Below are 23,585 nucleotides of genomic sequence, written 5' to 3' on the forward strand. Positions count from 1 at the left end.
ACTCCATCATTTCACGGCCCCGGCAGTCAGGCCGCGGACGAAGTACTTGCCGCCGAGCAGGTAGATCAACAGCGTGGGCAGCGCGGCGATGATCACCGCTGCGCTCTGCACGCCATGCTGCGGGATATCCGCGACGGCGGCGGACAGCGCGATAAGCGCTGCGGTGACGGGCTGCTGCTGGCCGGTGGTGAACGTCACGCCATAGAGGAACTCGTTCCAGATATGGGTGAACTGCCAGATCACCGTGACGATCAGGATGGGACCTGAGAGCGGCAGGATGATGCGCCAGAAGATGCGGAAGAAGCCGGCGCCGTCGATGCGGGCGGCCCTGATCAGTTCATGGGGAATGGCGACATAATAATTCCGGCAGAACAGCGTGGTGAATGAGAGCCCCTGAATGGTGTGAATCAGCACGAGGCCGGTCAGCGTGTTGATGAGGCCGATGTCCCGCAGCACGATGGTCCAGGGCAACAGGCGCATCTGCTGGGGGAGGAACAGGCCAAGCGTCACGATGCCATAGATCCAGTTGTCGCCTCGGAAGCGCCAGAGCGACACGGCGTAACCGGCGATTGCGCCGAGCAGGGTGGAGAAGATCGTGGCGGGAATCGTGACCAGCGCGGAGTTCAGCATGTAGGGCCGGATGCCGGCGCAGGTCTCGGCGACACAGAAGCCGCTCCAGGCTGCGGCGTAGTTGCTCCAGGACAGATGCTGCGGCCAGCCGATCATCGATCCCTGCGCGATCTCCTCGTTGGTCCGCAGCGAGTTCAGCACCACGACCACGAGCGGCGCGAGCCAGGCCGCGGCGATCAAGAAGACGGCGAGATAGATCAGGATCCGGGTCGGTGCGAAGCTGCGGTCAGGCATGGGCGCCTCGCCGTCGCTGGATGTATCGCCACGCCGCGTAGGGCAGCAGCACCGCGAGAAGAATGAGCAACATCAGCACGGCCGCCGCCGCGCCGCGGCCGAGCAGGCTGCGCTGGAACATCAGGTCGTAGACGACGAGTGCCGGCAGCTGGGTCGCGATTCCTGGTCCGCCGTTGGTGAGTGCGCGCACGAGATCGAAGGTCGAGATCGCGAACTGCAACTGGATCACCACGACGGTGACCGTGATCGGCCACAGCGACGGCAGGATGATACGCCGGTAGGTTCGGACCGGTCCCGCGCCGTCGATCTGCGCGGCCTTGATGATGTCGGGATCGACCGAGCGAAGGCCGGCAAGGAACAGCGCCATGGCAAAGCCGCAGGATTGCCAGATCGCGGCGATGACAATGGTCCAGATCGCCATGTCGCGGTCGATCAGCCAGTCGAACTTAAAGGAGGTCCAGCCGAGGTCGTGCACCAGCTTCTGGATCCCGAGACCGGGATTGAGCAGCCAGCTCCAGACCGTGCCGGTGACCACGAAGGACACCGCCAGGGGATAGAGGAAGATGGAGCGCAGCACGTTCTCGCCACGAATGCGCTGATCGAGCAGGATCGCGAGGATGAGGCCGGTCGCTGCGCTCAGCAGCACGAAAGCGCTGCCGAACAGCAGCAAATTGTCGAAGGCGATTTGCCAGTTGCGCGATGCCGTGACCGCCGTGTAGTTGCGCAAGCCGACCCAGCCCGCAACGGGAACGAGGGTGGACGGCGTGAACGAGATCCAGATCGTCCAGAGCGAAAACGAGACGAGGTGCGCCGCCGACAGCAGCAGCGGCACCCAGATCGTCAGATATTCGGGCAGCCGGCGCACCCATTCGGGAAGAGCCGGCCGGCCCGGCCTCATCGTGGCGGCATTGCTCAACGCGCGCCCTCGACGGCCTCGGCGAGGCGGGTGGCTGCCTGCTCCGGCTTGATCGTCTTGTTCTTCACGTACTCCGTGATTACGTCGATCATCGCCGCGGTCATTCCGTTTTCCTGCGCCATGTTGTGCGCCATGCTGAGGACGGCCTGATTGCTGGCGATGGCCTCCTTCAAGGCCTTCGAGGTTGTTCGTTGCCCCTCCGACCAGCCTTCGCCTGATAGATCGACGTCAGTGCGCACGGGGATGGAGCCGGTGATCTGCGAGTACATGGTCTGGATCGCCGGATCCATGACGAGCTGAGCCATCAGGGTCTGGCCGGCTTGCAGGTCCGCCTCCTTGCGCTGCCAGAAGATGAAGGCGTCGGCATTCAACAGGAAGACCGGCTTGCCGTTGTCGCTCGGGCCTGGCGCAATCATGAAGTCCTCGAGCTTGAATCCGGCATTGCGCAACACGCCCTGCGCCCATCCGCCCATGATCATCATGCCCATGTCGCCGTCGATGAAGCGCTTCAGGTTGGTCGAGAAATGCTGGGCGCCGACGTTGGGGTCCATCCAGTCGGCGATCTTGCGCACCTGGGCGAACGCGGCCTTGATCTCCGGACCCTCGAGGGCCTTCTTCTCGAGATTCATGATGGCCGCGCGATAGGCGAGCGGACTGATGCCCGCGAGAGCCGCCTCGAATTTCTGTCCGTCGTCCGGGCGGGTGCCGCCATTGGCGATGGGAGAAGCGACTCCGCCCGCCTTCATCTTTTCGGCGAGGTCGTTGAAGTCGGCCCAGGTGACGGGGACCTTGTCCGCCTTCGCCTTGTCCATCGCGCGCTTGGACAGGAAGAGCATGTTGGTGCTGTAGATCTGTAGCGGCAGCGCAATCCATTTGCCGCCGGGCTTGTGCAGCTTTGCAAGGTCCGGAGCGACAACCTTCTCGTAGCCGGCGGCCGCGACGAGGGCATCGAGATTTACGGTGGGCGCAATCTTCGACCAGGCCGCAATCTCGGGCCCCTTGAGCTGCGAGCAAGCCGGCGGATCGCCGGCCATGATCTGCGCGCGCAGCTTGTTCATCATCTCGGTGGTGAAGCCGGGGACGGGCGAGTGCTGCCAAACGCCGCCCTTCTCCTCGAATTTCTTGCCGAGCGCCGTAATGGCCGCCCCGTCGCTGCCCGCCGACCATTGCGAGATCGCGGTCAGTCGCGGCTTGGCCGCGCCTTGCGCGCGGGCAAGGTGCGGAAATGCGAGCGCGGCAGCGGAGCCAGCGAGCAGACGACGCCTTGTTGTTGTGATCGGCATGGCAGTTCCTCCCGGTGTGAAATCTTTCGCGCTTTATAGGCCGTTTGGGCTCAGCGCATGTCAGGCCGCCTCCGTCGATGCCGCGGGCATGCCGCCACGGCTGGCGAGACAAAAGGCGGCGAAGGCGAGCGCAGCCTGCGGATCGTTGCCGGTCGACGGCGGCACGAAGGCGAGGGAGACCTGCGCCAGTTTGCGTCCGCCCAGCAGGCAGGCGTCGATGCCATCGACCAGTGCTTGCCGATCCTCTTCAGCGAGAAGCGACGGCCAGCCGCTGATTGCAACGCCGCCGCACGGCTTGACGTTCAGCGTATTGCCGATCGCAAGGCCGAGCCGGAACAGCCGACGGCGCAAATCCTGCCGCACGCGCGATGAGATCGGGACCGTGTTGACCCATTCGTTGCCGAGCTGGAGCAGCTCGGTCTCGGAAACGCCGAGAAGCGCAGCCAGCGCGGGAATCGACGTATAGGCCTCGACGCAGCCGTGATGTCCGCAGCGGCAGCGCGGTCCGTCAGGCCCGAACACCATGTGGCCGAGCTCGATCGGCTGCAGAGCATCGGTCTCGGCCGGATCATCCATCCAGGCGCCGGCGACGCCGTGGCTGACGAGCACGAACAGATGCGTGTCGTTGAACGGGTAGTTTTCCGTGCGGCAGCGGTTAAAGGTGGCATGCGCGACGACCGAATTGGTGAATTCGAGCGGCACGCCGGCGAACATCTCGCCGAACATGTCGCTGATGCGAGCGACGTCGCAGGGAATGATCGGATTGGCCGATATGCTGAGACGGCCGAGGCCGGGAATCGAGACGCCGATCTGCGAGAGGGTGATCCGGCGGCGCCGCGTCCAGTCGCGCAACAACGTCATCGCTTCGCGAAATGCCCGGCCGACGGTCTCGACGTCAGGCGTCTTCGGGAGCGGCACACGCTCGGTGTAGTGCAGCTCACCCGACAGGCCGCCGACCCCGACGCTGAGCCGCTGCGTCGTCAGCTCGAAGGCTGCCAGCGCCACCGCGTGGTCCAGCGACACGAGACCGGTCGGGCCGCCGACGTAAGGGGCAGGGCGCCGCACCTCCTCGATCAGGCCTTCGGCCTTCAGGTCAAGCAGGATGCGCGACAGGCTCGCTTCCGACAGACGCACGGCCTTGGCCAGTGGCGGACGAAACGAGCCGCCCGACTGAAGCAGATGAGTCAAAATGGCAGCGCGCGTCTGCCGCCGACTTCTCGGCTGCTCCGGCATTTCCATCCCTGTCGTCATTCTTACTTAGAGTAAGAATGCGCGCGGAGCATTTCGGCTGTCAAGGCGCTTGCCGCCGTGAGCATGGACTTGTTGTTGTGCGCGGCAGCACGAGGAAAGTGCGGGCGCAAAACAAAACGGCGCCATCTTGCGATGGCGCCGCTGCGAAAGCGTGATGGCCTGACGTTAGCGCTTGTCGATCGGCACGTAATCGCGCTTGGCGACGCCGGTGTAGAGCTGGCGCGGGCGGCCGATCTTCTGCTGGGGATCCTCGATCATCTCGCTCCACTGGCTGATCCAGCCGACGGTGCGGGCGACCGCGAACAGCACGGTGAACATCGAGACCGGGAAGCCCATCGCCTTCAGCGTGATGCCCGAATAGAAGTCCACGTTCGGGTAGAGCTTGCGGTCGATGAAGTACTGGTCGCTGAGCGCGATCTTCTCGAGCTCCATCGCCACCTTCAGCATCGGATCGTCGCCATGGCCGGTCTCCTTGAGCACGGCATGACACATCTTCTGCATGATCTTGGCGCGCGGATCGTAGTTCTTGTAGACCCGGTGGCCGAAGCCCATCAGGCGGACTTCGGAATTCTTGTCCTTCACCTTGGCGATGAACTCGGGGATCTTGTCGACCGTGCCGATCTGATAGAGCATGTTCAGCGCGGCTTCGTTGGCGCCGCCATGGGCCGGGCCCCAGAGGCAGGCGATGCCGGCCGCGATGCAGGCGAACGGGTTGGCGCCCGAGGAGCCGGCGATGCGCACCGTCGAGGTCGAGGCGTTCTGCTCGTGGTCGGCGTGCAGGATGAAGATCTTCTCCAGCGCGTCGGCGAGCACCGGGCTGACCTTGTAGTCTTCGCAAGGCACCGCGAAGCACATGTTCAGGAAGTTCTCGGCAAAGCCGAGCGAGTTCTTCGGATAAACGAAGGGCTGGCCGACGGTGTATTTGTAGGCCATCGCAGCCAGCGTCGGGATCTTCGCGATCATGCGCATGGAGGCGATCATGCGCTGCTTCGGATCGTTGATGTCGGTGCTATCGTGATAGAACGCGGCGAGGGCGCCGACGGCGGCAACCATGATCGCCATCGGATGGGCATCGCGGCGGAAGCCCTGGAAGAAGCGGGCCATCTGCTCGTGCACCATCGTGTGATGGGTCACGCGGTAGTCGAAATCCTTCTTCTGCGCGGCGGTCGGCAGGTTGCCGTAGAGCAGGAGGTAGCAGGTCTCCAGGAAGTCGCCATGCTCGGCGAGCTGCTCGATCGGGTAGCCGCGGTATTCCAGCACGCCCGCGTCGCCGTCGATATAGGTGATCTTGGACTGGCAGCTCGCGGTCGAGGTAAAGCCCGGATCGTAGGTGAACAGGCCGGACTGGCCGTAGAGCTTGCCGATATCGATGACGTCAGGCCCGACGCTGCCGCTGAGGATCGGAAGATCGAAATTCTTGTTTCCGACCGTCAGCGTCGCGGTCTTTGGGCTTTCTTTTGCGTCCATCAGAGGTCCCCGATGTGTGGTGAGACGGGCCGGAGCCGGAGACCCCCAGGGCGACCATGGGGGCAGGCCGGATGTTCCAGAATGTGGGGGAGATGGGTATATTATTGCTATGTGCGCTGCAAGATCGCCGCACGCATGGTCGACTTACGTCGTAGACTGATCCCTAAGCCGGCCGAGGCTTTCCTGGCGTCCAAGCACCTCCAAAACCTCAAATATACCAGGGGACGTCGTCCGTCCGGTGAGCGCCGCCCTAAGCGGCTGGGCGACCGCGCCGAGCTTGAGACTATTTTCCTCGGCAAAGGCGCGCAGCGCCGCTTCCGTGGTGGCGCCGCTCCACGTCTCGACTTTCTCCAGCGCGGAATGAAGCTGGCCGATCAGCTTGCGGTTCTCGGGCGTCAACAGCGCCTGCGCCTTGGGATCCGGCGCCAGCGGCCGGTCGGCGAAGATGAAATGGGCGCCGTCGATCAGCTCGATCAATGTCTTGGCGCGCTCCTTGAGCGCCGGCATGGCCTTGAGCAGCTGCGCGCGCGTGGTGTCGTTTAACTTGGCCTTGATCTCGTCGCGGCTCGGCACGACGTGGTCGAGCACGTCCTCGAACATCTTCACGAGCGATTGATCGTCGGCGTGGCGGATGTAGTGCCCGTTGAGGTTTTCCAGCTTGGCGAAATCGAAGCGGGCGGCGGCGCGGCCGACGCTGCCGAGATCGAACGCGTCGATCATCTCCTCGGTCGAGAAGATCTCCTGGTCGCCGTGGCTCCAGCCGAGCCGGACCAGGTAGTTGCGCAGCGCAGCCGGCAGGTACCCCATCGCGCGGTAGGCATCGACGCCGAGCGCGCCGTGCCGCTTGGAGAGTTTCGAGCCGTCCGGGCCGTGGATCAGCGGAATATGGGACATGCTGGGCAGCTCCCAGCCCATCGCATCGTAGATCTGCTTCTGGCGCGCGGCGTTGATCAGGTGGTCGTCGCCGCGGATCACATGGGTGACGCCCATGTCGTGGTCGTCGACCACCACGGCGAGCATGTAGGTCGGGTTGCCGTCTCCGCGCAGCAGGACGAGATCGTCGAGGTTCTCGTTCTGCCAGACCACGCGGCCCTGGACCTGGTCCTCGATCACGGTCTCGCCGGTCTGCGGCGCGCGCAGGCGGATGGTGGGCTTGACGTCGCTCGGAGCCGTCGCCGCGTCGCGGTCGCGCCACATGCCGTCATAGAGGCGGGTGCGCCCCTCGCTGCGCGCCTTCTCGCGCATGGCGGCGAGCTCTTCGGCGGTGGCGTAGCAGCGGTAGGCCTTGCCATCGGCGAGCAGCTGCTCGGCAACCTCGCGGTGCCGGGCGGCGCGGGCGAACTGGTAGATGACCTCGCCGTCCCAGCCGAGCTCGAGCCACTTCAGCCCGTCGAGGATGGCGCCGATCGCCGCCTCCGTGGAGCGTTCCCGATCGGTATCCTCGATCCGCAGCAGCATCTTGCCGCCGTGCTTCTTGGCATAGAGCCAGTTGAACAGCGCCGTGCGGGCGCCCCCGATATGGAGGAAGCCGGTCGGCGAGGGAGCGAAGCGCGTGACGACGGAATCGGACATTCTTGGCAGGGCCTATGCATTGGAGGCGGTGGTGTATAGCAGGAACGGGACATAACTAAAGGGCGACGGCGGACCCGGCAGGCCTTGCTTAAGCTCTTGTAAGCTCTTGGCGCGGCCACGCGAATTTGGCAGAAGGACCGCTGATTTCCCTACAGGATTTTCGTAATGACAGAACCGGTGGCAGCTGAGGTTGGGCGCGATTTCATTCGTGACATCATCCAGGCCGACCTCGATCAGGGCAAATACAAGGAGATCGTGACCCGGTTCCCGCCGGAGCCGAACGGCTACTTGCATATCGGCCACGCCAAGTCGATCGCACTCAACTTCGGCGTCGCCCAGGAGTTTCCGGGCCGCTGCCACCTGCGCTTCGACGACACCAACCCGGTCAAGGAAGAGCAGGAATATATCGATTCAATCCAGGCCGACGTGCGCTGGCTCGGCTTTGACTGGGGCAAGAACCTGTTCTTCGCCTCGGACTATTTCGACCGCCTGTACGAATGGGCGGAGCAGCTGATCCGCGACGGCCTCGCTTATGTCGACGACCAGACCCAGGAGGAGATCCGCCTCTCGCGCGGCACGTTGACCGAGCCCGGCAAGAATTCGCCGTTCCGCGAACGCTCCGTGGAGGAGAACCTCGACCTGTTCCGCCGCATGAAGGCGGGCGAATTCCCCAACGGCGCGCGCGTGCTGCGGGCCAAGATCGACATGGCCGCGGGCAACATCAATCTGCGCGACCCAGTGCTGTACCGCATCCTGCATGCGCACCATCCGCGCACCGGCAACGCATGGTGCATCTACCCGAGCTACGACTATGCCCACGGCCAGTCGGATGCCATCGAAGGCATCACGCATTCGATCTGCACGCTGGAGTTCGAGGACCACCGACCGCTCTACGACTGGTTCATCGAGAAGCTGCCGGTGCCCTCACAGCCGCATCAGTACGAATTCGCGCGGCTGAATCTCACCTATACGCTGCTGTCCAAGCGCGTGCTGACCCAGCTCGTCCGCGACGGCCATGTCGCGGGCTGGGACGATCCGCGCATGCCGACCATGGCGGGCATGCGTCGCCGCGGCGTGCCGCCGGCTGCACTTCGCGAGTTCGTCAAGCGCATCGGCGTCGCCAAAGCCAACAGCGTGGTCGATGTCGGCATGCTGGAGTTCTGCATCCGCGAGGAGCTGAACCGCACGGCGCAGCGGCGCATGGCGGTCTTGAAGCCGCTCAAGGTGGTGATCGAGAATTATCCGGAAGGGCAGACCGAGGAGCTCGAGGCGATCAATCATCCCGACGATCCCTCGGCCGGCACGCGGAAGATCACGTTCGGCCGTGAGCTCTATATCGAGCAGGACGACTTCATGGAGAACCCGCCGAAGAAGTTCTTCCGCCTGTCGCCTGGCAACGAGGTGCGGCTGCGCTATGCCTATTTCGTCAAGTGTACCGGCGTGATCAAGAACGACAAGGGTGAGGTGGTGGAGCTGCGCTGCACCTATGATCCCGCGACCAAGGGCGGCAACGCGCCCGACGGCCGCAAGGTCAAGGCGACCATGCACTGGCTGCCGGCGGCGGCCTCCAAGCCGGCGGAGATCCGCATCTACAACCAGCTGTTCGCCAATCCGAGCCCGGATGCCTCGAACTTCGCGACCGATCTCAACCCGAACTCGCTGGAGATCCTCGCCGATGCGCGGGTCGAGGCGTCCGTTGCGGAGAGCAATTCGACCGAGCCGATGCAGTTCGAGCGCCAGGGCTATTTCGTGCGTGACAAGGACTCGACGCCCGGCAAGCCGGTGTTCTCGCGCACGATCGGTCTGCGCGACACGTTCGCGAAGGAAGTCGCCAAGGGTTGAGAAGGGCTGAGCAGGACATGAGCAGCGAGGCCGACGCCATCGTTTCCGCCATCATCGCGAAATGGTGCGCCGGCTTCGCGACGCTCGATGCGGCCGCGCTGTCCTCGCTCTATGCGAAGGACGCATTCTTCTTCGGCTCCAACCCGAAGCTCTATCGCGGCCGGGACGGCGTCGCCGAATACTTCAACGGCCTGCCGCGCTGGCGCAGGCCAAGCGCCGCGTTCTCCGATGTGCACGCCGCGCAGGCCGGCCCTGATCTGATCAACATGGCCGCGACCATCACGTTCGATCTCGCGGGCGAGCGGGATGATCTCGTCGTCAAGATGAGCTGGGTCATCATCCGCGAGGACGGCGAGTGGAAGATCGTCAATCACCACGCCTCCTCGCAGGCGCCGCTGATCTAGCAACGGGCGCCAGCCCGGAGAAAAGTAGGGCGCTCTTCGCCTGTTCCCGATCCGTACCGCTATTCGTGCAGCCGCACGGTCCGGTAGCCTCCGCAGCCGTCGCGTATCGTAAGGTGCAGGGGAATGGCGGAGCCGGGCCGGCCAGGACGGTCCCAGGGAGTTGCCGGGACGTGGCCGGTCGGCCGCGCGGCCGGCGGTTTTGCGCCGGTGGGCTTTGGCATCTGGCCGGCGATCATCGAGACGCTGCGCCAATGGGCTCGGGGCGAGGCCGGGCCTGGCCGGCTGTTGCCGTGGGTGCCGGTCGCCTTCGGCGGCGGCATTGCGCTTTATTTCGCCGCCGATCATGAGCCGGTGCTGTGGGTGGTTGCCGCCACAGCCATCGCGCTAATGCTCGGCGCGGTGCTGCTCCGGCGGAGCCGGCTGTTTGCGCCCGCCATCATGCTCGCGGCGGTCGCGGCTGGTTTTGCCGTGGCGACCTGGAAGACCGCGCGTATCGCGCACACCGTTTTGGCAAAACCGCTCTATTCGGTGTCGCTGTCGGGCTTCGTGGAAGCGCGCGACATCCGCGAGCGCACCGACCGTTTCGTGCTGCGCGTCAGCGCGATGGAGGCGCAGCGCAGCGACGTCAAGCTCGAGCGCGTCCGCCTCTCGGTGCGCAAGGGCACGGCGCCTGAGGTTGGCAGCTTCGTGCAGCTGAAGGCGCGGCTGCTCCCGCCGATCTCGCCGGTGCGCCCCGGCAGCTATGATTTCTCGCGCGACATGTTCTTCCAGGGCATCGGCGCCTCCGGCTTCGTGATGGGCGCGATCACGGCGTCCACACCGCCGGATGGCGGCGGCCTGCGGCTGCGCTATGCCGCCTTCATGCAGGGCCTGCGCGACGCGATCGACGCGCGCATCCGCGCAACGCTCGAAGGCGACAACCGCGCGATTGCGACGGCGCTGCTCACGGGGCGGCGCGATGCGATCACCGCGCCCGTGAACGATGCCATGTTCGTCTCGGGACTCGGCCATGTGCTGTCGATCTCCGGCTATCACATGGCGGTCGTCGCCGGCGTCGTCTTCTTCGCGGTGCGCGCGCTGCTGGCCTTGATCCCGGGGCTGGCGGCCGGCTCTGCCATCAAGAAATGGTCGGCCGCCGCGGCGCTGGTCGCGGCCGCGTTCTACCTGTTGCTGTCGGGCGCGGAGGTTGCGACGCAAAGATCGTTCTTCATGACGGCGGTGGTGCTGATCGCAGTGATGGTCGACCGCCGCGCCATCACCTTCCGCACGCTGGCGGTTGCCGCGCTGATCGTGCTTGCGGTCGCGCCGGAGGCGTTGGTGCATCCAAGTTTCCAGATGTCGTTTGCGGCAACGCTCGGGCTGGTGGCGCTGGTGCAGATCGGCATGCCGAACCTGCTCGCCTCGCCCGATCATTCCGCGACGGCGCGGATCGCGTTGTGGGGCGGCCGCGAGATCGCGATGCTGTTCCTGGCCTCGCTGATCGCGGGGCTCGCGACCACGCCATACGCCGCCTTCCACTTCCATCGCGTGACCCCATACGGCGTGCTCGCCAATCTCGGCGCCATGCCGGTGGTCTCGGCGCTGGTGATGCCGGCCGGGCTGTTGGGGCTGCTCGCGGCGCCCTTCGGGCTCGACGGCGTGTTCTGGTGGTTGATGGGGATCGGCATCGAGTGGATGGTCCTGGTCGCGCGCTGGGTGGCGGCTCTGCCGGGCGCCGTCGGCCGCATTCCCGCCTTCGGGATCGCGCCGCTGATCGCAGCGAGCCTCGGGCTCATCGTGATGGGCCTGTTGCGCACGCCCTTGCGCTGGTCCGGCGCCCTGGTGCTGCTGGCAGCGATCCTCTGGGGACTGTCGGTGCGGCAGCCCGATATCCTGATTGCCGGGGATGGCGCGAGCGTCGCGGTCCGGGGCGGGGATGGGCGCTTGCAGGTGATCCGCGCCAGCAAGGACAGCTTCCTGCTGAAGGAGTGGTTGGCTGCCGATGCCGATCCGCGCGATGCCGGCAACGCCTCGTTGGCGAGCGGGGTGTCGTGTGACGAGTCCGGCTGCGTGGCGCCGCTCGCGGACGGACGACTGATCGCGTTGGCGACGCGTATCGACGCGCTGGCCGATGATTGCAGCCGCGCCGCGCTGGTGGTGACGGCGCGGCCTGCGCCACCCGATTGCGCGGCGATGGTGGTCGATCGGGCGCGTCTTGCCAGTCAGGGCGCACTGGCTCTGACGAGACGCGGCGAGGGCTTTTCGGTGCAGGCGGTGAGGACGAGGGGAGCAAGCCGTCCCTGGCTGCCGGCCGGCGCCGGCGAGGGAGATTTCGACGGCAGCCTCGTGCCGAAGGCGGCCGTGCCCCGCAACCGGGACGCAACGCCATCGGAGGCCGACTTGCAGGCCGACGATTGACGCGGATCACAAATACCAGGCCAGCACGGCGTCAAGCCTTCCGTTGCCGATAACCGGCAGGGCCACCATTCGGCTCAGCCCGGCTGCGCAGGCTTCGGAGCCGGCGATCGAGCCGTCAGAGGTGAGATCGTCGTTGAGCGCGGGCATGCCGGCGGCCCAGGCGCCGCCGATGCTGCCTTCGCCCCTGGCGATGGACTGCGCCGCATAGCGTGCGGCGAGGTCGGTCTGCGCGCTGCAATCGCCGGCGCGAAAGACCAGCGCCGAACGGTCCTCGTTCGGGACCCAGATCTCGAAGCGTCGTGCAATCGGCGTTGCCTGCGCGGAGAGGAATGTCAGAACCCAGGTCTGGTCGGTACCGGTTCGGTAGGGCACGCCGACGCCGAGATTGATCCCGACCTTGGCGGCGTCCTCCCAGCGCAGGAAGCTCTTGGCGTCGTGCAAGTCCTTGATGATCAGCGGCAGGCCCGCCTTCCAGGTGCGTCCGGGCAGGCCGAAGCCGCGCGGAAATCTGGTGTGGCGGGAGTTGAATTCGAACATGTCCGCGGTGCCGTAATAGCCATCGACGAGCCCCATCTCATGCGAGAGATCAGGATCGTTGTGCCAGAGTTCGATCGCGCCGACATGCGCCTCGTCGTCGCCGCAGAACAGCACCAGCACGGCTTGCAGGAATTCGCCCGCGAACACCGGCACCGCCACGCCGCAGGTGAGGCTGGCCGCAGCGGCCTGATCGGTCCGCTTGAAATAGGAGTTGGCGAATTTCGTGAGGATGACGGGGTGGCCACAGGCCCAGGCCTTGCCTGGAAGTCCCTCGTCATATCCGAAGTGCAGCTCTTCGCTGACGGCTTTGAACGCGGACAGCCCATCGTCGTAGAGGCCGCCGCCGAATTCCAGCCGCATGCGCGTCCGGTCGGGTACCCAGAGTTCAACGACGCGAATGAAGGTCTTCATCGAGCGTGTCCGCCGCCTCAAACCACGACAGCATCGGTCATTTGGCTGCGGAGCGGACGTTCAAAATGCGGGCAGCACGGCCCAAACTTCGTGCGACGACGAGGCGCGGCGGTGGGCTCGCCGATCGAATGTCCTGAAACACAAACTTGCCGGGCTCGCCGGCCTCGGCCGGCGACGGCAATTTCAATCCCGGGCTCGGCCTGTCGGCCGAAGGGCGTCAGCCGATCGGCAGGCGCGTGATCGTGGGCCGCGTGTCGGCGACGATCTGCGGCTTGTGCTCGCGCTCGGGGGCTGCCTGCGTCACCGGCAATTGCAGCACGGTCGCGCGCTGGCCTTCGACGAGCTGCGTCACCAGCACGTATTTGCCGTCGGGGAATTCGATCGCGTCATGATGGCGATCGGGAATGTGCGGGTCGATCTTGCCGAACTTGCCGACGCGAGAGTTCACGGTGCGCGTCCAGATCCAGCGGTTGTCGTAGCGGACATTGTCGGCGAAAGCGAGCTCCGTCCCCGGCAGCAGACAGACCGCGACGGAGGGATCGGCTTCGGAAGCGAAACCGCGCGTCGAGGTGCCGCGGAAGGTTGTCGTGACGATCGTCTCGCCGACTTCGGCGGGGCGCGTCGCGACGGCATGCAGGCTGTAGTCACACATCGGGTGCTCCTCATGCTGGGATAGCGACCCGCGTCTCTTTCGAGGCGCAGGCCTCTATCAGAGTGGAAGCATACAACGCTCTGCTCGGTTATGGGCAAATCTGCGGCTCGCGTCCGCAGCGCGCGATCACATTATCTTTCCCGGATTCGATAGGAACAAACCTCGCGTCCTTGCATTCGGCCGGAGCTATCAGCACTGCCGGCACAACTCTACCGGTGAAGCAGAGCGAGATTGCTGCGCGCCTGCGCGGGCGAATGTCGCGCGGGAAGATGGACCGGACAGCCGGCGCAGAACCAGAGAAACCGTCCAGCCGGAGCGGACAAGTATCCGCTCCGATCCTGGATGCCGATGCCGATCGAAACGCGCGCGGCGCTTGATGTTTCCCGTATCAGTACTTCCGGTAAAGCCCGATCAGCTTGCCCTGGATCTTCACGCGGTTCGGCGGAAGAATGCGGACCTCGTAGGCGGCATTGGCGGGCTCGAGCGCGATCGAGGCGCCGCGGCGGCGGAAGCGCTTGAGCGTGGCCTCCTCGTCGTCGATCAATGCCACCACGATGTCGCCGGTATTTGCGGTCTCGTTGCGCTGGATCAGCGCCATGTCGCCGTCGAGGATGCCGGCCTCGACCATCGAATCGCCGCGCACTTCGAGCGCGTAGTGCTCGCCCGAGCCGAGCATGTCCGGCGGCACGCTGATGGTATGGCTGCGGGTCTGCAGCGCCTCGATCGGCGTGCCGGCGGCGATGCGGCCCATCACGGGCACCGCGACGGGGCGCTCGCCCTCGTCCGCGGGCGGGCTGGAGCTCGCGCGCACCTTGCCGAGATTGCCCTCGATCACGCTCGGGGTGAAGCCACGGCGATTGCCGGCGGCGGCCTGGAGCTCGGGCAGTTTGATCACCTCGATGGCACGGGCACGGTTGGGCAGGCGGCGAATGAAGCCGCGCTCCTCGAGCGCAGTGATCAGGCGATGGATGCCTGACTTCGAGCGCAGGTCGAGCGCATCCTTCATCTCGTCGAAGGACGGCGGCACGCCGCTTTCCTTCAGACGTTCGCTGATGAACCGCAGAAGCTCGTATTGTTTGCGCGTCAACATCTCGACCAAAGTCCCCCGGTTGATGTCGTTCGATTCCGACACGATGAAGTCGGCACTAAGCCGCTACATCCTCGAAACAAATCATGAACGGACACTATATGTTCGATATGTGTTCCGCAACTGCTTAATTTATGGTGAACGCGGCCAAGCTCGCGGAATGCGTGTGGCTGGGCGGCTCAGACGGGCAGCCGGAGCACCTCGCAAGGCGTGCCGGCCTCGGCCTTCGGCGCGAACGGTGCGCGCACCAGAAGTACCTGTGCCGCAGCGAGATTCGCAAGAAGGGAGGAGTCCTGATGGCTGACCGGAAGGGCGACGCGCGTGCCGTCGTCGCGCTCCTCCAGCCGCGCACGCAGATAGTCCTCGCGCTGGTCGTTGGCGGCGAGATCGCGGCCCAGCACGGCGCGCTCGCGCCGATGATGAATCGCTGAACGGCCCGACAGGGCGCGAATCAAGGGGACCATGAACAGGAAGGCGCACACGTAGGACGACACGGGATTGCCGGGCAGGCCAATCACGCGCATCGCGCCTATCCGACCGTGCATCATCGGCTTGCCCGGCCGGATCGCGATCTTCCAGAACGCCATCGCGATGCCTTCGCCCTTGAGCGCCTGCTGGACCAGGTCGTGGTCGCCGACCGAGGCACCGCCGGTCGTGATCAGGATGTCGGCGCCGCTCTCGCGCGCGCGGCGGATGCCGGCGGACGTCGCCTCCAGTGTATCGGCGGCAATTCCGAGGTCGATGGTCTCGGCGCCCTCGCTGCGGGCGAGCGCATGCAGGGCATAGCCGTTGGAATAGACGATCTGGCCGCGACCAGGCGTGGTGCCCGGCATCACGAGCTCGTCGCCGGTGGCGAGAACGGCAACCCTCGGGCGGCGGATGATGGCGAGATGCGGATGATTCATTCCGGCGGCAAGGGCGAGATCGCGCTCGGTGAGGCGGATTCCCTTGCGCAGCAGCACGTCGCCTTCGCGGAAGTCGACGCCTGCAGGGCGGATGTGCCGGCCGAAAATGGCGGCTTCCTTGATCGTCACATGTTTGCCGTCGGCAGCTGTGTCCTCCTGGATCACGACGGCATCGGCGCCGTCGGGAACGACGCCGCCGGTGAAGATCCGCACGGCTTCGCCGGGGCCGACGCTTCCCGCGAGCGGCCGGCCCGCCGCGACCTCGCCGACGACGGTCAACCTCGAATCGTTTGCCGCGTCGGCCGTGCGCACGGCATAGCCGTCCATCGCCGACATCGCCTCCGGCGGCTGCGTGCGCCGCGCCGCGACATCGCGGGCTAGCACACGATGGTAGGCCTCGTCGAGGCAAACCATCTGTTCAGCCAGCGGCTCGACGCCGGCCAACACCGCGGCAAGCGCGTCAGAAACCGGCATCAGGGCCACGGGCGAACTCCGCAACAAATCAGGACTGGGTCGGCAAGTTCTAGCCGAGCGGAGGAGCTGAAGCAAAAGGCCTCCCTTGCCAGCCAGGAACCACACTTCCTTTTGGTCTCGACCCGGCTTATCTTCTGCCAATGACAGAACTGCTCGAAAAGGCGCTGAAGGCCGTGCGGCGGCTTCCTGCGGATAGCCAGGACGAGATTGCACGCGCCATGTTGGCGTTGAGCGACGCCGGAGAGGAGGCTGAGGAAGTCGATCCCGGTCATCTTGCGGCGGTCCTCGAGGGGCTCACGCAGGCGAACCTCCGGCAATTTGCGTCTGACGCCGAGATCGAAGCCGCCTTTCGCCGCTTCGAGCGATGAAGCTCAGATTTACGCAACGCGCGGCCAAGGATCTGATTGAGATTGCCGATTATGTTAGGGAGCACAGCCCCAAAGGCGCATTGCGCGTGCGCGCTGCGATCCTTGAATCCCTTCGAGATCTTGTTCGCTTTCCGCAACTTGGACGACGGCAGGAGGTCGAGGGCGTGCGCAAGCTGGTAACGCGGCGGTACCGTTACCTGGTTTACTACCGGCTGGAGGTAGAGGCCGGCGAAATCGTCGTTCTTGCGATCAAGCATCCCGCACAGGAACGCGAGCACTCTGACGTCTGAGCGGGCTCAACTCCGCCGCGGCATGATGCGGAAGGCGAGACAGACCGGAACGAGGATTGCCATGGCAAGGACGAGAATGACGAGCGCCACGGCCAACATCGTTCAACGCCCCGTCGGATCGCCCGGACTGATGTCCGCGACGTCGGGCGGCTTGGGACCCTGATCCTTGTCCGGCAGCGGGTCCGCCTGGGATTTTAGGTCGGCGGCCTTGCTGATCAGCTTGGCGGAGAGGTCAGAATCCGAGGTGGTTCTGGCGAATTCGAGCAGGAGAGAGGCTTGCTTGGTGAGATAGGTCTTGCCCAGCACGTCGATCAGTCCAATGTAGAAGTCCCAACGGACTCATGAGTCCGAAGGGTGGTGTTCCGTTCCCGGAACTCTGTATAAAAATGCACAAAGTGATCAGGTTCCACATTTTCAGCAGTTTTTGTTCCGGCAAGTGAGCGCGCTCCGGGCTTTCCCGCGGCTCAGATCCCCAGTGCTTTCAATGCGTTCCCGACATCACGCGGCGAGATGACATGCACGGCGGTCAAGCCGCGCGCCCGTGCTCCCTCGATGTTCTCGGCGAGGTCATCGAAGAACACGATGCGCTCGGCCGGCACGCCGATCGCCGCCACGACATGGTCGAAGGCCTCGGCATCCGGTTTGCGCAGGCCGATGCTGGAGGACAGATACAGCTCGCGGAAATGGCCGAGCAGACCGGCATATTCCTTCGAGAAATGGTCGACGTGCGGCCGATTGGTGTTGGAGAAGGCGTAGAGCGGCATCTGCTTCGCCGCGCGCGGCAGCAGCTCGGCGATATCAGGCATCTCGCCGGCGAAAATCGCGTTCCAGCCTTCCAGGAATTGCGCATCCGAGATGCCGATCCCGAGCGAGGACCGCAGCGAGGCGAAATAGTCCGCATCGCTGATCTTGCCCATCTCGTGCAACCGGTAGGCCTCGTCGCGCACATAGCGCGCGATGATGGCCTCGGGCTGGCAGCCGGCATGTCCCGCCCAGCAGGCGATCGCCTTGGAGAAGTCGATGTCGAGCACAACGCGCCCGAGGTCGAACAGCAGCGCATCCGCGCTGCCGGGAGAGAGCGATGTCATTGCGTCCTTCACTTCGGTATGGCGCGTCAGTAACGATAGGGCTCGTGGTCGAACAGCGGGAACGCGCTGAACACGCTGGGCGCGTTGGTGGCGGCCGCCGGATGCAGGCAGGATTTGTCGAGCTCGGCGAATGAGGTGGCGCCCAGGAGGCCGAGGCAGCGCAGCACCTCGTCTTCGAGCAACTCCAGCATCCGCGCGACGCCGGCTTCGCCGGCTGCCGCCAGCGCCCAGCATTGCAGCCGGCCGATGCCGACGAGGTCGGCGCCCGCCGCGATCGCCTTGACGATGTCGGTGCCGCGGCAAAAGCCGCCGTCGACCATGATCCTGGCGCGGCCCTTCACGGCGTCGACGATCTCCGGCAGCACGTGCATGGCGCCGCGGCCGTGGTCGAGCTGGCGTCCGCCATGGTTGGAGACGTAGATCCACTCGACGCCGTGATCGAGCGCGATCTGCGCATCCTCGGCCGTGGCGATACCCTTGAGGATCAGCGGAATTTTGAACGTGTCCTTGATCATCTTCACGGTCCGCCACTCCAGGCCCTTCTGGAAATCGCCGCCGGTGGCGCGCAGGCGGCTCTCGCGAACGTAGCGCTTGGCGATGTCACGTTCACGACGGCTGTAATGGGCGGTGTCGACGGTCAGGCAGAAGGCGGCATAGGCGTTCTTCTCGGCCCGGCTGACGACGTCGGCGACGAAGGCATCGTCGCCGCGGACATAGAGTTGATAGAGACGCAGTGCATCGGGGGCAGCCTCGGCGGTCGTCTCGAGGCCGGGCTCGGACACCGAGCTCAGCATGTGCGCCGCGCCGAACCCGCCCGCAGCGCGCGCGACGCTCGCCGCGCCATCCGGATCGAAGATCTCGAGTGCGCCGACGGGAGCCAGCACCACCGGCAGACGCAGCTTGCGGCCGAACTGCTCGACGCTGCCATCGATCCTGCGCACGTCGCGCAGCACGCGCGGGCGGAAGGCGATCTCGTCGAGCGCCATGCGGTTGCGCCGCATCGTGGTCTCGGTCTCGGCGGCGCCGATGATGTAGTCCCAGGCATTCTGGTTGAGGTTGGCGCGCGCCTTCCGGATGAACTCGTGCAGGTTCTGGAACGGCTCGTCGCTGGCGCCGAGCTCGACGTTCCGTTCCGGCCGGATGCGGGGCGCTTCATTCATTGTTGTCCTCCCGAGAATTTGAAGTCTTGTCGCCATCGCCTATCGCGTCCGGCCCTCCAAAACCATCCTAAAATCGCATAGCTGCGAAGCGTGGGCGGCCCGGACCGGTGTCGTGTTGCTTGGAAACAGTTTCGGAACGTTGCCAAAAGTTTAGGCCAAGGCGAAGGGATTTCTTCGGTGTACCCGCCAGCGCGGCATCCCGGCCTTGAAGAAACCAGAATGGTATTGTGAGAGATGGACTGGATCGCCATTTGCATGGCGTCTCCCAGCCTCAAGAGAAACGCCAAGCACAAAAGGCACCTTCATGCGGAAAACCCTGCTGTTCCCCCTGGGCACGCTCACGGGAGCGTGCCTGACCCTTCTGGTAGCCAGCCCGCAGGGCGGCGTATGGGCAGCGCGGGCGGCAGTGAGTGCGGGTGATGCTTATTCCCAGCTCAATCTGTTCGGCGCGGTGTTCGAGCGGGTCAAGGCCAGCTATGTCGAGAAGCCGGACAATGCCAAGCTGATCGAGGGGGCGATCACCGGCATGGTGACCTCGCTCGACCCGCATTCGCGCTACATGAACGCCAAGGCCTGGACCGAGATGCAGGAGACCACCTCCGGCGAGTTCGGCGGGCTCGGCATCGAGGTCACGATGGAGGATGGCCTCGTCAAGGTCGTCTCGCCGATCGACGACACGCCGGCTTCGAAGGCCGGCATCATGTCCGGCGACCTCATCGGCAAGATCGACGGCGAGGCCGTGCAGGGCATGACGCTCGAGCAGGCGGTCAACAAGATGAAGGGACCGGTCGACACCAAGACCAAGCTGACCATCATCCGCAAGGGTGCGGATGCGCCGCTCGAGGTTGCGATCACGCGCGAGATCATCCATGTGCGTCCGGTGCGCTTCCGCGTCGAGAACGGCGACATCGGCTATATCCGCATCACCTCGTTCAACGAGCAGACCGCCGACGGCCTGAAGAAGGCGATCGCCTCGGTCTCCAAGCAGGTCCCGCCGGAGAAGCTCGCCGGCTACGTGGTTGATCTGCGCAACAATCCGGGCGGCCTGCTCGACCAGGCCGTGTCGGTGTCGAGCGCCTTCTTGCAGCGCGGCGAGGTCGTTTCGACCCGCGGCCGCAGTCCGGAAGAAACCCAGCGCTTCACCGCCCATGGCGGCGACCTCACCAAAGGCAAGCCGATCGTGGTGCTGATCAACGGCGGCTCGGCCTCGGCCTCGGAGATCGTTGCCGGTGCGCTGCACGACCACAAGCGCGCGACGTTGATCGGCACGCGATCGTTTGGTAAGGGCTCGGTGCAGACCATCATTCCGCTCGGCTCCGGCAATGGCGCGCTGGCGCTGACCACGGCGCGCTACTACACGCCGTCGGGCCGCTCGATCCAGGCCCAGGGCATCGCGCCCGACATCGAGATCCTCCAGGACGTGCCGCCCGAGCTGAAGGGGCGGATGGACACCATGGCGGAATCCCAGATGCGCGGGCATCTGTCGGCCGACGGCACCGAGCAGACCGGATCGCAGTCCTACGTTCCGCCGGAAGAGAAGGACGACAAGGCTCTGCACGCAGCCTACGACTTCCTCCACGGCGTTACGGCAAATGCGGTCGCCGCCAAGCGCGCGACGAAGGCTGCAGTGCCGAACTAGATCTTACGACGTTCCGGATCATGTTTCGCCCGGGAGCGGAGGACCGCTTCCGGGCGATTTCGTTTGCAGCGCCGTTTCGACCTAACCGACCTCGCGGCGGCGGCTCTCGCTGCCTTCGCGCCGGGCGAGCCGGCTGCGGTGCAGTGCGAACAGCTCCAGCATCTTGTCGGCGGGTTTGGCGGCGCTGAACAAATAGCCCTGCATCTCGGAGCAGCCGAGCGTGCGCAGCAGGCGCTGCTGCTCCTCGGTCTCGACACCCTCGGCCGTCGTGGTCATGCGACGGGCGGCCGCCAGGTTGACGACGGCTTGAACGATGCTGGCGGAGCCGTCGGGACGGGCGATGTCCTCGACGAAGCAGCGGTCGATCTTGATCTTGTCGAACGGGAAGCGGTGCAGATAGCTCAGCGACGAGTAGCCGGTGCCGAAATCGTCGAGCGCGATGCGCACGCCGATGGCGCGGAGCTGGTGCAGGATGGCAAGCGCGGCATCGTCGTCGCGGATCAGGACTGCCTCGGTGATCTCGAGCTCGAGCCGGCTCGCCGGCAGGTTCGACGCGGCGAGCGCCGCCATAATCTTCAGCGCCAGCGTGCCGCTCTTGAACTGCACCGGCGAGACGTTGACGGCGAGGCGGATGTCGTCGGGCCAGCTTGCCGCGTCCCGGCACGCGGTCGCCAGCACCCATTCGCCGATCTCGTTGATCAGGCCGGTGTCTTCGGCGATCGGGATGAAATCCGCCGGCGAGACCCAGCCGCGCTCGGGATGGCGCCAGCGCACCAACGCCTCGCAGCCGGTGATGCGGTCGTCCTTCAGGCCGAGGCAGGGCTGGTAATACACCTCGAGCCCGCCTTCGCGATCTCCTTGCGCGATGGCGTGGCGCAGGTCGCCCTCGAGGTCGCGGCGTTCGCGGACCTTGGCGTCCATGTCCGGCTCGAAGAAGCGGTAGGTGCGGCGCCCGGCGGACTTGGCCGCGTACATTGCCATGTCCGCGTTCTTCAGGATCTGGTCGAGCGCCGTGCCGTGTTCCGGCGCGAGCGCGATACCGATGCTGGCGTCGCTGGTGAGATGATGGCCCATGCAGTCGACCGGCGTGCGGATGGTTTCGAAGACGCGCGCGACGAGCTCGTTGACCTGATCCAACGACGTTACCGCGCCCTGCACGATGGCGAATTCGTCGCCGCCGAGTCGCGCCACGAAGTCTGCGGGACCCGCACAGCGGCGGAGGTTGGTCGCGATCGATTTCAACAGCTCGTCGCCGACGAGATGGCCGAGCGCGTCGTTGACGCCCTTGAACTCGTCGATGTCGATGTAGTGCACCGCGGTCTGCTCGCCGTCGCGCGCCGCGGCCAGCTCCTGCCGCAGATGCTCGTGGAACATGGCGCGGTTGGGCAGGTCAGTCAGCGCGTCGTAATGGGCGAGGTGGGTGATGCGCTCCTCGATGCGCCGGCGCTCCGTGATGTCCTCGTGGGTCGCCACCCAGCCGCCATCCGCGAGCGGCTCGTTGAGGATGTGGATCGAGCGGCCGTCGGCGGTATCGACCACCATGGAGTTGCGGAGATGGATGTCCTTCAGGACACGCGCGACGTAGGCATCGACGTCGCCGGTGAACGAGCCGGTTGTCTTGCGATGGGCGATGATGTCGCGGAAGCTGCAGCCGGGCTTCACGACCTCGGCCGACAAGCCGTACATCTCGATGTAGCGCTGATTGCAGACCACGAGCCGCTGCTCCGAATCGAACAGCAACAGGCCCTGCGTCATGTTGTTGACGGCGCGGTCGAGCCGCTGCTTCTCCAGCGTCAGCTGTTCGCGCGAAAGGCGGTGCTGCTCCAGCAGCTTGCGCACGACGGCAATCAGCACGCCTGCGATCGCGAGCGCGGAAGAGGCTGCGATCGAGATCAGAATGCCGATCTGCTCGCGCCAGTCAGCCAAGGCCGCTGCGCGCGTCGTGGTGGCCATCACCAGGATCGGGAAGTGGGGCAGGGCACGGGAGGAGATCAGCCGGTCCTCGCCGTCGACGGGGCTGTTGAAGCGGCCGGCGAAATGATCGAGCCCGAACACCCTTTGATGCTCGAACGGTCCGGTCTTGAAGTTTCGCCCCATCAATTCGCCGGACTGCGGATAGCGGGCGAGCAGTGTGCCGTCGCGATGCAGCATCGAGATCGTCGCGCCTTCGCCGAGCACCACGGAGGCGAAGAATTTCTCGAAATTGGCGGGCTCGATCCCGCGTCCGACCACGCCGAGGAACTCGCCGCGTGGCCCGACGACCCTCCGGGCCACCAGAATGGTCCACGCACCGGAGACGCGGCTGTGCAGCGGCTCGATCAGGACATCAGGTGCATTGGGATCGTACTTGAAAGTGCGGAAGTAGGCGCGATCGGCGACATTCACCTTGGGCGTCGGCCATGCGGTCGACGAATTGATCAGATTGCCTTCGGCATCGATGATGTTGAGACCGCCCATATAGGGCAGCGCCTCGATCTTCGACCGCAGCATCCGGTGCACGTCCTCGCCCGAGAGGCGCTTGCGATACTCCTCTCCGGTGGTAATTCCGGTGGTGCGGACGTAGTCGACGAAACCCTTCTGGATGACGGCGAAATCCTGCAATTGCTGATCGAAATGATGAGCAAGCAGCAGCACGGTGTTTTCCAGCTCGCGACCGGAATTGCGCAGCGCCCGCTCCCGGAAGTTCTGCGCCATCAGGACCGAGCCTATGGCGATGGCCGCGATCAGCAGCGTGCCGCCAACCACAAGCCAGCGGATCGGGCCGCTGCGCACGAAGACCTGGTCAAAGAGACGACTGCCGAGTTTCATCTTCATGCTGGATTCGTTGCCGCGCACACGTCAGGATCAATTCAGGACCCCGAGAACATCCGTTGGTTTACGGTGACGGTGTGGAAGCAAAGTTAGGAAGCGCGGTTAACGAGACGTGAATACCCGCGCGCAAAAGCAATCCATGCGCGCGGCGCGAAAGTGGGGCGCTA

Annotated in this window: 20 protein-coding genes; 6 read left to right on the forward strand and 14 right to left on the reverse strand. The window is 65.2% G+C overall.

Translation table 11 applies throughout. The annotated features are described in order from the left end of the window. Positions 1 to 6: 6 nt before the first annotated feature. From I6F33_RS16635 to gltX, 6 genes are all read right to left on the reverse strand, one after another. The gene (locus I6F33_RS16635) at positions 7 to 864 is read right to left on the reverse strand and encodes a carbohydrate ABC transporter permease (RefSeq protein ID WP_036025225.1); all 858 of its coding nucleotides are present in this window, start codon (positions 862 to 864) and stop codon (positions 7 to 9) included. Next, complete coding sequence (locus tag I6F33_RS16640; RefSeq protein ID WP_036025222.1) at positions 857 to 1,780, reverse strand: carbohydrate ABC transporter permease; 924 nt, start codon at positions 1,778 to 1,780, stop codon at positions 857 to 859. The genes I6F33_RS16635 and I6F33_RS16640 overlap by 8 nt, the downstream gene beginning before the upstream one ends. After that, on the reverse strand, positions 1,777 to 3,063 hold the full coding sequence (locus I6F33_RS16645; protein ID WP_036025220.1) for an ABC transporter substrate-binding protein: 1,287 nt from the start codon (positions 3,061 to 3,063) through the stop codon (positions 1,777 to 1,779). Before I6F33_RS16645 ends, I6F33_RS16640 begins: the two co-directional genes overlap by 4 nt. Before the next feature lie 60 nt (positions 3,064 to 3,123). Next, positions 3,124 to 4,302: an ROK family transcriptional regulator gene (locus tag I6F33_RS16650; protein WP_225143515.1), complete on the reverse strand. Its 1,179-nt coding sequence runs from the start codon at positions 4,300 to 4,302 to the stop codon at positions 3,124 to 3,126. A 177-nt stretch (positions 4,303 to 4,479) separates the two neighbouring features. Beyond that, positions 4,480 to 5,781 carry a citrate synthase gene (gene gltA, locus I6F33_RS16655; protein WP_036009984.1) on the reverse strand — a complete coding sequence of 434 codons (1,302 nt, stop codon included), beginning with the start codon at positions 5,779 to 5,781 and terminating at the stop codon, positions 4,480 to 4,482. A 144-nt stretch (positions 5,782 to 5,925) separates the two neighbouring features. Continuing rightward, a complete protein-coding gene (gene gltX / locus I6F33_RS16660; protein WP_109143623.1) occupies positions 5,926 to 7,353 on the reverse strand; it encodes a glutamate--tRNA ligase in 1,428 nt (475 codons plus the stop codon). 165 nt (positions 7,354 to 7,518) lie between these two features. On the opposite strand from gltX, the gene I6F33_RS16665 reads away from it, so the two are divergent. The 3 genes from I6F33_RS16665 (at position 7,519) to I6F33_RS16675 (ending at position 11,996) form a co-directional block, all read left to right on the forward strand. Beyond that, a complete protein-coding gene (locus tag I6F33_RS16665) occupies positions 7,519 to 9,195 on the forward strand; it encodes a glutamine--tRNA ligase/YqeY domain fusion protein (protein WP_036009979.1) in 1,677 nt (558 codons plus the stop codon). Between the two features lie 17 nt (positions 9,196 to 9,212). Next, positions 9,213 to 9,599 (forward strand): SgcJ/EcaC family oxidoreductase, encoded by a 387-nt coding sequence (locus I6F33_RS16670; RefSeq protein ID WP_036009976.1) that lies wholly within the window; start codon positions 9,213 to 9,215, stop codon positions 9,597 to 9,599. Between the two features lie 123 nt (positions 9,600 to 9,722). Next, positions 9,723 to 11,996, forward strand: a complete 2,274-nt coding sequence (locus tag I6F33_RS16675) for a ComEC/Rec2 family competence protein (RefSeq protein WP_225143355.1) — start codon at positions 9,723 to 9,725, stop codon at positions 11,994 to 11,996. A 6-nt stretch (positions 11,997 to 12,002) separates the two neighbouring features. On the opposite strand, the gene I6F33_RS16680 is transcribed toward I6F33_RS16675, so the two are convergent. The 4 genes from I6F33_RS16680 to glp form a co-directional block, all read right to left on the reverse strand. Then, positions 12,003 to 12,944 (reverse strand): GAF domain-containing protein, encoded by a 942-nt coding sequence (locus I6F33_RS16680; RefSeq protein WP_225143358.1) that lies wholly within the window; start codon positions 12,942 to 12,944, stop codon positions 12,003 to 12,005. Positions 12,945 to 13,161: 217 nt separating this feature from the next. Next, entirely contained in the window at positions 13,162 to 13,596 is a 435-nt protein-coding gene (locus I6F33_RS16685; protein WP_225143360.1) for a hypothetical protein, read from the reverse strand. A 388-nt stretch (positions 13,597 to 13,984) separates the two neighbouring features. Beyond that, the gene (lexA, locus tag I6F33_RS16690; protein ID WP_036009965.1) at positions 13,985 to 14,686 is read right to left on the reverse strand and encodes a transcriptional repressor LexA; all 702 of its coding nucleotides are present in this window, start codon (positions 14,684 to 14,686) and stop codon (positions 13,985 to 13,987) included. A 176-nt stretch (positions 14,687 to 14,862) separates the two neighbouring features. After that, positions 14,863 to 16,071 carry a gephyrin-like molybdotransferase Glp gene (glp, locus tag I6F33_RS16695; protein ID WP_225140021.1) on the reverse strand — a complete coding sequence of 403 codons (1,209 nt, stop codon included), beginning with the start codon at positions 16,069 to 16,071 and terminating at the stop codon, positions 14,863 to 14,865. A gap of 131 nt (positions 16,072 to 16,202) precedes the next feature. Between glp and I6F33_RS16700 the strand changes: the two genes are divergently transcribed. Together I6F33_RS16700 and I6F33_RS16705 are read left to right on the forward strand one after the other, a co-directional pair. Then, a complete protein-coding gene (locus tag I6F33_RS16700) occupies positions 16,203 to 16,430 on the forward strand; it encodes a hypothetical protein (protein WP_109143629.1) in 228 nt (75 codons plus the stop codon). Further along, positions 16,427 to 16,720 carry a type II toxin-antitoxin system RelE/ParE family toxin gene (locus I6F33_RS16705; protein WP_109143630.1) on the forward strand — a complete coding sequence of 98 codons (294 nt, stop codon included), beginning with the start codon at positions 16,427 to 16,429 and terminating at the stop codon, positions 16,718 to 16,720. Before I6F33_RS16700 ends, I6F33_RS16705 begins: the two co-directional genes overlap by 4 nt. A gap of 102 nt (positions 16,721 to 16,822) precedes the next feature. Here I6F33_RS16705 and I6F33_RS16710 read toward each other — a convergent pair whose 3' ends face one another. The 3 genes from I6F33_RS16710 to I6F33_RS16720 all read right to left on the reverse strand — a co-directional run bounded on the left by I6F33_RS16710 (position 16,823) and on the right by I6F33_RS16720 (position 18,968). Then, positions 16,823 to 17,026 carry a hypothetical protein gene (locus tag I6F33_RS16710; protein WP_036009959.1) on the reverse strand — a complete coding sequence of 68 codons (204 nt, stop codon included), beginning with the start codon at positions 17,024 to 17,026 and terminating at the stop codon, positions 16,823 to 16,825. A 158-nt stretch (positions 17,027 to 17,184) separates the two neighbouring features. Next, positions 17,185 to 17,808: an HAD family phosphatase gene (locus I6F33_RS16715; RefSeq protein ID WP_225143362.1), complete on the reverse strand. Its 624-nt coding sequence runs from the start codon at positions 17,806 to 17,808 to the stop codon at positions 17,185 to 17,187. 26 nt (positions 17,809 to 17,834) lie between these two features. After that, entirely contained in the window at positions 17,835 to 18,968 is a 1,134-nt protein-coding gene (locus I6F33_RS16720) for an alpha-hydroxy acid oxidase (RefSeq protein ID WP_225140019.1), read from the reverse strand. 304 nt (positions 18,969 to 19,272) lie between these two features. Here I6F33_RS16720 and I6F33_RS16725 point away from each other — a divergent pair, with 304 nt between their 5' ends. Then, positions 19,273 to 20,607, forward strand: coding sequence for a S41 family peptidase (locus tag I6F33_RS16725; protein WP_225125221.1), 1,335 nt, complete (start codon positions 19,273 to 19,275; stop codon positions 20,605 to 20,607). An 81-nt stretch (positions 20,608 to 20,688) separates the two neighbouring features. On the opposite strand, the gene I6F33_RS16730 is transcribed toward I6F33_RS16725, so the two are convergent. Beyond that, complete coding sequence (locus tag I6F33_RS16730) at positions 20,689 to 23,421, reverse strand: EAL domain-containing protein (RefSeq protein WP_225143365.1); 2,733 nt, start codon at positions 23,419 to 23,421, stop codon at positions 20,689 to 20,691. Positions 23,422 to 23,585: the final 164 nt, after the last annotated feature.

Source organism: Bradyrhizobium sp. BRP20, from assembly GCF_020194215.1.
GTDB classification, from domain to species: Bacteria; Pseudomonadota; Alphaproteobacteria; order Rhizobiales; family Xanthobacteraceae; genus Bradyrhizobium; species Bradyrhizobium yuanmingense.

Coding starts and splice junctions, on each gene's coding strand:
- I6F33_RS16635 (WP_036025225.1), bottom strand. CDS start 864: ATGCCTGACCGCAGCTTCGCACCGACCCGGATCCTGATCTATCTCGCC.
- I6F33_RS16645 (WP_036025220.1), bottom strand. CDS start 3,063: ATGCCGATCACAACAACAAGGCGTCGTCTGCTCGCTGGCTCCGCTGCC.
- I6F33_RS16650 (WP_225143515.1), bottom strand. CDS start 4,302: ATGGAAATGCCGGAGCAGCCGAGAAGTCGGCGGCAGACGCGCGCTGCC.
- gltA (WP_036009984.1), bottom strand. CDS start 5,781: ATGGACGCAAAAGAAAGCCCAAAGACCGCGACGCTGACGGTCGGAAAC.
- gltX (WP_109143623.1), bottom strand. CDS start 7,353: ATGTCCGATTCCGTCGTCACGCGCTTCGCTCCCTCGCCGACCGGCTTC.
- I6F33_RS16665 (WP_036009979.1), top strand. CDS start 7,519: ATGACAGAACCGGTGGCAGCTGAGGTTGGGCGCGATTTCATTCGTGAC.
- I6F33_RS16670 (WP_036009976.1), top strand. CDS start 9,213: ATGAGCAGCGAGGCCGACGCCATCGTTTCCGCCATCATCGCGAAATGG.
- I6F33_RS16675 (WP_225143355.1), top strand. CDS start 9,723: ATGGCGGAGCCGGGCCGGCCAGGACGGTCCCAGGGAGTTGCCGGGACG.
- I6F33_RS16680 (WP_225143358.1), bottom strand. CDS start 12,944: ATGAAGACCTTCATTCGCGTCGTTGAACTCTGGGTACCCGACCGGACG.
- I6F33_RS16685 (WP_225143360.1), bottom strand. CDS start 13,596: ATGTGTGACTACAGCCTGCATGCCGTCGCGACGCGCCCCGCCGAAGTC.
- lexA (WP_036009965.1), bottom strand. CDS start 14,686: ATGTTGACGCGCAAACAATACGAGCTTCTGCGGTTCATCAGCGAACGT.
- I6F33_RS16700 (WP_109143629.1), top strand. CDS start 16,203: ATGACAGAACTGCTCGAAAAGGCGCTGAAGGCCGTGCGGCGGCTTCCT.
- I6F33_RS16705 (WP_109143630.1), top strand. CDS start 16,427: ATGAAGCTCAGATTTACGCAACGCGCGGCCAAGGATCTGATTGAGATT.
- I6F33_RS16715 (WP_225143362.1), bottom strand. CDS start 17,808: ATGACATCGCTCTCTCCCGGCAGCGCGGATGCGCTGCTGTTCGACCTC.
- I6F33_RS16720 (WP_225140019.1), bottom strand. CDS start 18,968: ATGAATGAAGCGCCCCGCATCCGGCCGGAACGGAACGTCGAGCTCGGC.
- I6F33_RS16725 (WP_225125221.1), top strand. CDS start 19,273: ATGCGGAAAACCCTGCTGTTCCCCCTGGGCACGCTCACGGGAGCGTGC.
- I6F33_RS16730 (WP_225143365.1), bottom strand. CDS start 23,421: ATGAAGATGAAACTCGGCAGTCGTCTCTTTGACCAGGTCTTCGTGCGC.